At 74.2% G+C, this 10304-nt stretch carries 10 protein-coding genes and 1 pseudogene; 7 read left to right on the forward strand and 4 right to left on the reverse strand.

What is annotated here, in order from left to right; genetic code table 11:
* The first annotated feature begins 27 nt into the window (after nt 1-27).
* The 5 genes from xylB (at nt 28) to ABZY12_RS04375 (ending at nt 6971) form a co-directional block, all read left to right on the forward strand.
* Nucleotides 28-1551, forward strand: a complete 1524-nt coding sequence (xylB, locus tag ABZY12_RS04355; RefSeq protein ID WP_356886945.1) for a xylulokinase — start codon at nt 28-30, stop codon at nt 1549-1551.
* Between the two features lie 145 nt (nt 1552-1696).
* A complete protein-coding gene (locus tag ABZY12_RS04360) occupies nt 1697-2704 on the forward strand; it encodes a phosphatase PAP2 family protein (protein WP_356886947.1) in 1008 nt (335 codons plus the stop codon).
* Nucleotides 2705-2747: 43 nt separating this feature from the next.
* Nucleotides 2748-4970: an NADP-dependent isocitrate dehydrogenase gene (locus tag ABZY12_RS04365; RefSeq protein WP_356886949.1), complete on the forward strand. Its 2223-nt coding sequence runs from the start codon at nt 2748-2750 to the stop codon at nt 4968-4970.
* A 97-nt stretch (nt 4971-5067) separates the two neighbouring features.
* Nucleotides 5068-5358, forward strand: a complete 291-nt coding sequence (locus tag ABZY12_RS04370; RefSeq protein ID WP_356886951.1) for a hypothetical protein — start codon at nt 5068-5070, stop codon at nt 5356-5358.
* An 86-nt stretch (nt 5359-5444) separates the two neighbouring features.
* Complete coding sequence (locus tag ABZY12_RS04375; protein WP_356886953.1) at nt 5445-6971, forward strand: sigma-70 family RNA polymerase sigma factor; 1527 nt, start codon at nt 5445-5447, stop codon at nt 6969-6971.
* A gap of 27 nt (nt 6972-6998) precedes the next feature.
* Here ABZY12_RS04375 and ABZY12_RS04380 read toward each other — a convergent pair.
* A pseudogene (locus ABZY12_RS04380) lies at nt 6999-7286 on the reverse strand (CAP domain-containing protein); the annotation flags it as partial.
* Nucleotides 7287-7321: 35 nt separating this feature from the next.
* Between ABZY12_RS04380 and ABZY12_RS04385 the strand changes: the two are divergent.
* A complete protein-coding gene (locus tag ABZY12_RS04385; protein ID WP_356886955.1) occupies nt 7322-7693 on the forward strand; it encodes a hypothetical protein in 372 nt (123 codons plus the stop codon).
* A gap of 315 nt (nt 7694-8008) precedes the next feature.
* Here ABZY12_RS04385 and ABZY12_RS04390 read toward each other — a convergent pair whose 3' ends face one another.
* The 3 genes from ABZY12_RS04390 to ABZY12_RS04400 all read right to left on the reverse strand — a co-directional run bounded on the left by ABZY12_RS04390 (nt 8009) and on the right by ABZY12_RS04400 (nt 9749).
* Nucleotides 8009-8887 carry a universal stress protein gene (locus tag ABZY12_RS04390; RefSeq protein ID WP_356886957.1) on the reverse strand — a complete coding sequence of 293 codons (879 nt, stop codon included), beginning with the start codon at nt 8885-8887 and terminating at the stop codon, nt 8009-8011.
* Between the two features lie 231 nt (nt 8888-9118).
* Complete coding sequence (locus ABZY12_RS04395; protein WP_356886959.1) at nt 9119-9562, reverse strand: hypothetical protein; 444 nt, start codon at nt 9560-9562, stop codon at nt 9119-9121.
* A 10-nt stretch (nt 9563-9572) separates the two neighbouring features.
* Complete coding sequence (locus ABZY12_RS04400) at nt 9573-9749, reverse strand: CsbD family protein (RefSeq protein WP_356886960.1); 177 nt, start codon at nt 9747-9749, stop codon at nt 9573-9575.
* A 165-nt stretch (nt 9750-9914) separates the two neighbouring features.
* Between ABZY12_RS04400 and ABZY12_RS04405 the strand changes: the two genes are divergently transcribed.
* Complete coding sequence (locus ABZY12_RS04405) at nt 9915-10154, forward strand: CDGSH iron-sulfur domain-containing protein (protein ID WP_356886962.1); 240 nt, start codon at nt 9915-9917, stop codon at nt 10152-10154.
* Nucleotides 10155-10304: the final 150 nt, after the last annotated feature.

Below are 10304 nucleotides of genomic sequence, written 5' to 3' on the forward strand. Positions count from 1 at the left end.
ACGTGACGACGACGAAAGGCGAGGCCCATGCCCGCGCAGCACCCCGTGGTGATCGGAGTGGACAGCTCCACGCAGTCCACCAAGGCCGCCGTGGTGGACACCACGACCGGCGCCCTGCTCGCCGTCGGCCGAGCCCCGCACACCGTCGACGGCACCGGCGGCGCACGGGAGAGCGACCCCGGCCAGTGGTGGACGGCCCTCGTCGAGGCGGTCGGCCGGGCGCTGAAGGAGGCGGCGGTGCCCCCCTCCGCCGTCACCGGGATCGCGGTCGCGGGGCAGCAGCACGGCCTGGTCGTCCTCGACGCCACGGGCCGCCCGCTCCGCCCCGCTCTCCTCTGGAACGACACCCGCTCCGCGCCGCAGGCGGCCGGCCTCACCGCCGCGCTCGGCGGCCCCGGGCCCTGGCTGGCGAGGACGGGCTCGCAGCCGGTCGCCTCGATGACGGCCGCCAAATGGCGGTGGTTGCGGGAGAACGAGCCGGCCACCGCCGACGCCACGGCCGCGATCCGGCTCCCGCACGACTTCCTCACCGAGCGCCTCACCGGCATCGGCGTGACCGACCCCGGAGACGCCTCCGGCACCTGCTGGTACTCCACCGCCGATCACGCCTACGACCCGGACCTCCTCGCTCTCCTCGGTCTCGATCCGGCCGTGCTGCCCACCGTCGCCCCGACCGGAGCCGCCCGCGTCGGCACGCTCACTCCGGCGGCCGCCGAAGCGCTCGGGCTCCCCGGCACCGTCGCCGTCGCCGCCGGGACCGGGGACAACATGGCGGCCGCCGTCGGACTCGGCCTCGGAGGCGCGGGGCTGCTCGACCACCCCGTGGTGAGCCTCGGCACCTCCGGCACTGTGTTCGCCGCCACCCGCACCCGCCCCGCCGCCCCCGGACTCGCCGGGTTCGCCGCCGCCGACGGGACGTACCTCCCCCTCGGCTGCACCCTCAACTGCACGCTCGCCGTGGACAGGTTCGCCGACCTCTTCGGCCTGCACCGCGAGGACACCGCACCCAGCGGCGACGGCGTGGTCGTCCTGCCCTACCTCGACGGCGAACGCACCCCCGACCTCCCGCACGCCACCGGCCTGCTCACCGGGCTGCGCCACACCACCACCCCGAACGCGATCCTGACCGCGGCCTACGAGGGCGCCGTCTTCACCGTGCTGCGCGCCCTCGACGAACTCCTCACCGCGTGCGGTGCGGACCCCGCCGACCCGGCGGTACGGGACCGCCCCCTGCGCCTGGTCGGCGGCGGCGCACGCGGCCGCGCCTGGGCCCGGACCGTCCGCAGGCTCTCCGGACGCCCCGTCGTCGTCCCGGCCGCGACCGAACTCGTCGCCCTCGGCGCGGCGGCCCTCGCCGCGGGGGCGGCGACCGGTGACGACCCGGTCGCGCTGGCCACCGCCTGGAACGCCGGCGCCGGCGACCTCCTTCCGCCCCTGACGCGGGACCGGGAGACCTGGGACCGGATCGCCTCGGTGCTCGACGCGGCCGCGCCCGCCGCGCCCGCCGTGCCCGCTTCGGACGCCGAGGGCGCCCGGACCTGGCTCTTGTAAGCCCCCGGCGTGCCCCCCGCCCCCGCGAACACCTCTCGGCGTGTCGTTCGGGTGCGCTCAGCGGGCGGACGGAGGCGTCCCGGGTTGGAATCGGGACATGGCTCCTCTACACAGGGTTGGCACGGGCAGCCGTGCCATACCGTCGATGGAGTCCGGCACCTGGTGGTACGCCGCGGTGGCCGCCGAAGCGCCGGACTCCTTCCACGGGCGCATACGCAAACGGATGCGGAACGGCGCGCTCGGCGCCGTGCTGCTGCTCGCCGTCGTCTACGCGGGCCTCGTACTGACCGCGACCGGACAGCGCTGGGAGAACACGGTTACCGCCGGCCGGGTTCCGGACGGCAGGCTCTCCGCCGACCAGGTCGCCCACTGGATCCCGTACGAGATCGCCGTCTCCACCCTCGGCCTCGCCCTGCTGCTCCTCGCCACGGTCGGCATCCTGCGCAAGCGGTACAAGCCGACCGTGGCCGCCCTCGGCGTGGCGATCGCCTCCACGGCCCTCGCCGAGCTGCTCCAGCGGTACGTGCTGCACCGGCCGGACCTCGTCGGCGCGCCGGGCCACCTCCTGGACGGCGGCTTCCCCAGCGGGCACACCACCCTCGCCATGAGCGCGACCCTCGGCTTCGCCCTGGTCGTCCCCCACCGGCTGCGCGGGATCGCCGTCGGCGTCTGCGCCCTGTGGGCCACGGCCCTCGGGTACTACACCCTGGCCGCCGGATGGCACCGGCCGGCCGATCTCATCGGCGCGGACCTGCTCGTGCTCGCCATGGTCTGCGGGACCGTCGCCCTCCTCGCCCGCAAGAGACGGGTCCGCCCCGCCCCCAGGCGCCGCGCCCCCCTCCGTACCGCTCTCGTGACCACCCCGGTGGTCCTGGGCGTGCTCGCCGGTCTCGGCGCGGGCGTCCTCCTGCTCTCCCGCTCCCTCGGCGTCCCCCTTCCCGTCGACCCGTCGATCGCGCGCCTCGCCTACGAGTCCGGGCAGCTCCTCGCGGCCGGCACCGGCCTCGCCACCGCCCTGCTCCTCCTCGCTCTGCTGCGCCATGTCGACTTCGACGACACCGCCGTCCAGCACCGCCGGATCCCCGAGGAGAGCGACGTGGAGGACGAGATCACGGGGCCCTTTCCCGTGGAGCACGATCACGAGATATCTTGATGTCGAGCAATCTCGCAGACGCAGACGTGGAGCGGAGCACCCGGTGACTGACTCGACCATCATCTACACGCACACTGACGAGGCGCCCGCCCTGGCGACGTACTCGTTCCTGCCCGTGATCCAGGCGTACGCCTCGACCGCGGGAATCAATGTCGAGACCCGTGACATCTCCCTGGCCGGCCGCATCATCGCCAGCTTCCCCGAGCGTCTCGAAGAGGGTCAGCGCATCGACGACGCCCTCGCCGAGCTCGGCGAGCTGGCCAAGACGCCCGCGGCCAACATCATCAAGCTGCCGAACATCTCGGCCTCCATCCCGCAGCTGAAGGCCGCGATCGCCGAGCTGCAGGCCCAGGGCTACGCCCTCCCGGACTACCCGGACGACCCGCAGACCGACGAGGACAAGGACGTCCGCGCCCGTTACGACAAGGTCAAGGGCAGCGCCGTCAACCCGGTCCTGCGCGAGGGCAACTCCGACCGCCGCGCCCCCGCCTCGGTCAAGAACTACGCCAAGGCCCACCCGCACCGCATGGGCGCCTGGACCCCCGAGTCGAAGACGAACGTCGCGACCATGGGCGAGAACGACTTCCGGTCCACCGAGAAGTCCGCCGTCGTCGCCGAGGACGGCACCCTGCGCATCGAGCACGTGGCCGCCGACGGCACCACCACCGTCCTGCGCGAGTCGGTCCCCGTCCTCGCCGGTGAGGTCGTCGACGCCTCCGTCATGCGCGTCGCCGCGCTGCGCACCTTCCTCGGCGAGCAGGTCGCCCGCGCCAAGGCCGAGGACGTCCTCTTCTCCGTGCACCTCAAGGCCACGATGATGAAGGTCTCCGACCCGATCGTCTTCGGCCACGTCGTGCGCGCCTTCTTCCCGAAGACCTTCGCGAAGTACGGCGAGGCGCTCGTCGCCGCCGGTCTGTCCCCCAACGACGGCCTGGGCGCGATCCTCAAGGGCCTCGACTCCGTGCCGCACCTCGGCGAGGAGATCAAGGCGTCCTTCGAGGCCGAGATCGCCGAGGGCCCGGCCCTCGCCATGGTCGACTCCGACAAGGGCATCACCAACCTGCACGTCCCCTCGGACGTCATCGTCGACGCCTCCATGCCGGCCATGATCCGCACCTCCGGCCACATGTGGGGCCCGGACGGCCAGGAGCACGACACCCTCGCCGTCCTCCCCGACAGCAGCTACTCCGGCGTCTACCAGGCCGTCATCGACGACTGCCGCGCCCACGGCGCCTTCGACCCGTCGACCATGGGCTCCGTCCCGAACGTCGGCCTCATGGCGCAGAAGGCCGAGGAGTACGGCAGCCACGACAAGACGTTCGAGATCGCCGCGGCCGGCACCGTCCGCCTCGTCGACGCCTCCGGCGCCGTCGTCCTGGAGCAGGAGGTCGCCGAGGGCGACATCTTCCGCGCCTGCCAGACCAAGGACCTGCCGATCCAGGACTGGGTCAAGCTCGCCGTCACCCGCGCCCGCGCCACCGGCGACCCGGCCGTCTTCTGGCTCGACGAGAGCCGCGCCCACGACGCCCAGCTCATCGCCAAGGTCAAGCAGTACCTGCCGCAGCACGACACCGAGGGCCTCCAGATCGAGATCCTCTCCCCGGTCGAGGCGACCAAGTTCTCCCTGGAGCGCATCCGCCGCGGCGAGAACACCATCTCCGTCACCGGCAACGTCCTCCGCGACTACCTGACGGACCTGTTCCCGATCCTGGAGCTGGGCACCAGCGCCAAGATGCTCTCGGTCGTCCCGCTGATGAACGGCGGCGGTCTGTTCGAGACGGGCGCCGGCGGCTCCGCCCCCAAGCACGTCCAGCAGCTCGTCAAGGAGAACTACCTCCGCTGGGACTCCCTGGGCGAGTTCCTCGCCCTCGCCGTCTCCTTCGAGCACCTGGCCACCACCACGGGCAACGCCCGCGCCCAGGTCCTCGCCGACACCCTCGACCGCGCCACCGGCACCTTCCTCAACGAGGACAAGTCGCCGAGCCGCCGCCTCGGTGGTATCGACAACCGCGGCAGCCACTTCTACCTCGCCCTCTACTGGGCCCAGGAGCTGGCCGGGCAGACCGAGGACGCGCAGCTCGCCGAGGCCTTCGACGGCCTGGCCAAGACCCTCGCCGAGCAGGAGGAGACCATCGTCTCCGAGCTCATCGCGGTCCAGGGCTCCCCGGCCGACATCGGCGGCTACTACCAGCCGGACGCCGCCAAGGCCTCGGCCGTGATGCGTCCGTCCGCCACCTTCAACGAGGCCATCGCCACCCTCGGCTGATCCCGGCGCACACGCGTGCCGCCCCGGCCCGGACCTCCGTCCGGCCGGGGCGGCCCCGTCGGTGGCGGATGGGCCGTCCGGGTGTGAACCTGGATGGATGAGCTGGGCATCATGGACGACCGCCGGGGTCTATACCGGGCGTGGTGGGGTGCTGACCGATGAGGTCGGCGCGCTCACCGGTGATGTGACCGTGCACACCACCTGGGCGGACGGTGAGGCACGTGTGGCCGTGCAGTACAGCGGCGCGTCCGACTGGTTCACCATGTCGGGCAGTCCGGTGCCGTGCGCCTCCGAGCCGGAGAGCCGCGAGATACACGATGCGGTCGTCGAAGCCGTACGGGCGGGCAACGCGGCGGTCGTGCCGTACCGGCCCGCCTCACCCACGTGACCGACCGCCGCCCGTAACCGTTATCGCGCCCCCTCCCACGGGTCTCCTCACCACGGGGACGGACCCAGGGACGAGGGAGCAGACACATGCACAGCGACGAGCACGCCACGGCCGAGCTGGTGGAGGCGGCCGCGGCCGGAGACGCGTACGCCCGGGAACGGCTGATACGCGCCTGCCTCCCGCTCGTCCACAACATCGTCGCCCGCGCGCTCGACGGCCACGCCGACGTCGACGACGTCGTGCAGGAGACCCTGCTGCGCGCCCTGGACGGGCTGACCGGCCTGCGCGACCCCGCGCGGTTCCGCTCCTGGCTGGTCGCCATCGCCATGAACCAGATCCGCAGCCGGTGGCGCGAACGGCAGAACGGCCCGCTGCCCGGCCTTGACCGGGTGTCCGAGCTCGCCGACCCGGGCGCCGACTTCGTCGACCTCACCATCCTGCGCCTCGGGCTCTCCGGGCAGCGCCGCGAAGTAGCCGAGGCGACCCGCTGGCTGGACGGGAGCGACCGCGAACTCCTCGCCCTGTGGTGGCTGGAGGCCACCGGAGAGCTGACCCGCGCCGAACTCGCCGAGGCGCTCGCCGTCACCCCGCAGCACGCGGCGGTCCGCGTCCAGCGGATGAAGGGCCGGCTCGAGACCGGCCGGACCGTCGTCCGGGCCCTCGCCGCCACTCCACCGTGCCCGGGCCTCACGGAGGTCGTGGCCGGATGGGACGGCCGCCCGACGCCGGTGTGGCGCAAGCGCGTCGCCCGCCATCTGCGCACCTGCGAAGTCTGCGCACCTTCCCGGTCGGGACTCGCCCCCGCGGAAGGGCTCCTGGTGGGCCTCGGCCTCGTGACACCCCTGCTGGGTCACGACTGGGCGGCGCACCCGCCGACCGCCGCGCCCGAGACGGTCGCCTGGGCCGGTCCGGCACCGGGCGCGACCGGCGCGGGGGAGGGGCTGCCGGGCTCCGCGCCCACCGTACGAGGCGTACGAGGGCGGGGCCGGGCCCGGGGTACGGCACGGCGGGCCGGTCTCGCCGGCGTGGTGGCGCTGGGTGCCCTGGGAGGCCTCATCCTGCTCGTCCCGTCACCACCGCCGGCCCGCGCCCCGGAGCCCGCCCCGACCCTGGCCGTCCCCGCCCCGGCCACCACGACCGCCCCCGCGGCGACCTCGCCGAGCGCCGCGCCCCGGGCGAGCCGGACACCCGCACCGGCCTCCGCGACGCCGGCGCGGACGCAGGCGCCCACCGTCGAGGAACGACTCACCCGGCTGGTCAACCAGCGCCGCGCGCAAGCCGGTTGCGCCCCGCTGCGGACGGACCCGCGGCTGACGGAGGCCGCGCGCGCGTACGCCAGGGACATGGTCCGACGCGGCTACTACGCCCACAGCAGCCCCGAGGGCGCCCTCGCGGACACGCGGATCTCGGCGGCCGGCTATCCGTGGAGCCGGTGGGCCGAGAACCTGGCGCGCGGGACGACGGACCCGGCCGACGTCTTCGCGGGCTGGATGGACGGCGGTGCGCACCAGAAGAACATGCTGGACTGCCGCTACCAGGACACGGGGGTCGCAGCGGTCCCCGGCCCGGACGGCACGGTGTGGGTGCAGAAACTGGCCACCACGTCGTCCTGAACCCGCACCGCCCCCGACGCGCCCGGGTCAGCGCTCGGCGGCGAAGTTCTGTACCCACCAAGGGCGGTTGGCGCTGAGCCTCACCCCGACCCCGATGTCCTTGAAGGAGCAGTTGAGGATGCTCCGCCGGTGTCCGTCGCTGCGCATCCACTCGCGCATCGCCTCCGCGGCCGTCTTCGGACCGCGGTGGATGTTCTCGGCCCAGGTGGACCAGGAGTACCCGGCCGCCGTGATCCGGTCGCCCGCGTTCCGCCCCTCGGGGCTTCTGTGGTCGTAGTAGTCGCGCTCGGACATGTCGTCCGCGTGCGCCTGGGCCGCCGACCGGAGCGCAACCCGCCTTCGCCCGCTCGGTGTTGGCCAGGGAGACCACCCGGTCGACGTACCGCGCGATCTCTCCCGCCGCCGGTGCCGCCGGTGCCGCCTCGGCCTCCGCCATCGCGCGCAGCCGGGCCGGTGCCGTGGGCGGGGTCTGCGCCGGGGTGCGGGCTGTCGCCTCCCGCCGGGCCGACGCGGGGCTCGTGGCGGAGGCGGAGGACCGGCCCGCCGAGACGGAGGCGGAGGATGTGGCCGAAGGGGTGACAGGAGCCGCCGGAGGTTTCCCTCCCGGCGCCGGGGGCGACGAGGTGGAGCCGCCGGTCATCGCCGCCACGGCGGCCCCGGGCCCGGTCGCCGCGTCCGGACGGCCCGCCGAGCCGGCCGGGGCGCCGACGGACGCCACGTAGGCGCCCGTCGTCACGGTGAGGACGATCGCGGCCGTACCCGCCACGGTCACAGCGACAGGGAAGGCCCGCGCCCGGCGCGCGTACCGTCCCTCACCACCCCCTCTGCGGCCGCGGCCGCCGTCCTGGGCCGGCTGGTCGTACGGGACACGGTCGTCGTGGTGCTGCATGGGCTCCGCTCTCTTTCGGGACGCCGGACGGTCCGGCGCGGGGGAGAGCCGCCGGGGCGACGGCGATAACACTTTCCGGCCCCGGAGCCTTCGACACACCTCGTCAATCCACCGAGTCAACCCGCCACGCCGAGCGGCCGCGCACGGTTCACTCGTCGTGCGGAACGATCGCCACCGGGCACGGCGCCAGGTGCAGCGCCGCGTGCGCCACCGACCCGATCCGGGGCCCCACGGCCCCGCGCCGGGCCCGCCGCCCCACCACGAGGAGCGCGGCGTCACCCGAGGAGGAGAGGAGCACCTGTCCCGCGCTCCCGATCTCCACGTGCTCGGCCACCGGCACCTGGGGGAACCGCTCCCGCCACGGCGCGAGAGCCTCGCGCAGCGCCTTCTCCTCGTACGGGACGAGCCCGCCGGCCTCGTCGGCGAGCGCCATCGACTCCGGGCTGTACGCGAAGAGGGGCGGCAGGCTCCATGCCCGTACCGCCCGGACGGACGCGCCTCGGGCCGCCGCCGTCTCGAAGGCGAAGCGGAGTGCCGGGGCGCTGTCCTCCGGCCCGCCCAGCTGCCCCACGACGATCTCACCGCCCTGGCGGCCCGCCCCGCCGTCGCCGTCACGTGAGCGCACCGCCACCACCGGTCGGCCGGCGGCCGCGATGATCTGCTGTCCGTACGAGCCGAGCAGGAACCCGGCGAGCGCTCCGTGCCCGCGCGAACCGATCACCAGCAGTTCCGCCCGCTCCTCGGAGCTCTTCAGGGCGGCGACCGGGGCGTCGGCCAGCACCTCGGCGGTCAGTCGCACGTCGGGGTGACGTCGCGCGAGTGTCGCCTCCGCGTCCCGCAGCACGTCCTGGGCTGTCCGCTTCTGCCCCTCCCGGTCCGGGAGGAGCGGGATGTCGAGCGGTTCCCAGCGCCAGGCGTGCACCAGCCGCAGCGGAAGCCCCCGGTGCAGTGCCTCGCGGGCGGCCCAGTCGGCCGCGGCGAGGCTCTCCGGCGAACCGTCCACTCCCGCGACGATCTCACGACTCATCAGGATGCCTCCGTAAGCTCCGTACCTCTGCGGCGAGCCTCGGCCCGTCGGCCGCGCCCTTCTTCTCCCCTGCTGTCCACCCTGGCCCCGTCGACTCGCGGACGAGAGGACCGGACGCCCCGACACGGCCCCACGTCGCACACCCCGCCCACGCGCCCGGATGCGGCGCACGCGCGGGGCGTGCGCCGCATCCGGCGGGTCCGGGGCCGCATGTCCGGGGCCGGACCCGGGTCACCAGTCCTTCCTGATCTCGAACCGGTAGTCGCGCCGGTCGAGGACGTGGCCGTCGCCGTCGACGAGCGCGGCGTAGACGTCGTAGACTCCGCGAGCCCGCGGGCCGCTGGGGACGCGCTCCGGGGGAAGCGCGAGTTCGTACGGTCCACCCCGCCGGAAGTCGCCGAGCATCACCTCTCGGACGCCCAGTTCGGCGCCGGACCTGCTGCGTACGTCGAGAACCTTCAGGCCCGTCACGAACGGTCCGTCGACACGGAAGCGCACCACCGCGCGGTACTCCGTGCCCTCCTTCAGCGTGAAGGGCGCGGCTGCCGTACCCGACGGTGGCACCGGTACCGCGATGGCGTCACGTCCGGTGAACTGGAGGGACAGGCCCAGCAGTTCCACGGCGCGCCCGTCGCGGACCGGAGCCGACTCGGCCGCATCGGCGAGGGAAACCATGAGGCGCTCGCTACTCGTGCCCGTGCTTCTTGATCCGCCGCATGGCTTCCGCGGCCTTGGACTTGGCCTTGCCGGTCGTCTCTTCGCGGCGGCCCTCGGCCTGCATCCCTCGGTCGTCGACGGTGTCGCCGACTCCCTTCTTCATCTTGCCCTTCATCTCCTGGGCCTTGCCCTTGGCCTTGCTCATGACGTCGCCTCTCTGCGCATGCCCCTCGGGGCCAGGTGGTGACGCCTCGCGGCTACCCCGATTCGCCTTCGGCACTCGCCGCCGCGTCGCCGGGAACGGTGCGGCGCATGCCCCGCCGCCGAGCGGGCACTCGGGGGGAACAGAGCTGAGAAGGGTGGTGGGACCATGTCCGGAGCGAGGGAACCGGCCGCGGACGTTCCGCGCGTGACGCCGGTCGTCGGCGGACCGCTCCTGGTCGAAGGGCCGGTCGAGATCGTCATGCCGGACGGCACCGTCACGCTGTGCGAGCGGCCGACGGTCGCGCTGTGCACCTGCCGGCGCACGCTCCGCGCCCCGTTCTGCGACACCAGCCATCGCAGCCGCTTGCGGCGCGACCGGCGTAGCGCGGACGACGGCGACGGCTGAGCGCGCCGCCTGAGCGGCGGCGGCGCGGTCGCCGGGTGGCGCGTGAGCCGAGGCGGCGCGTGAGCCGGGGTGGCGCGTGCCGGGGCGGCGCGTGAATCGAGGGAGGCGGGCCGAGGGAGGCGGAGGGAACGGCGCCACCGTTCCCTCCGC

This window comes from Streptomyces sp. NPDC006551, from assembly GCF_040611675.1.
In the GTDB taxonomy this organism is placed as follows: domain Bacteria; phylum Actinomycetota; class Actinomycetes; order Streptomycetales; family Streptomycetaceae; genus Streptomyces.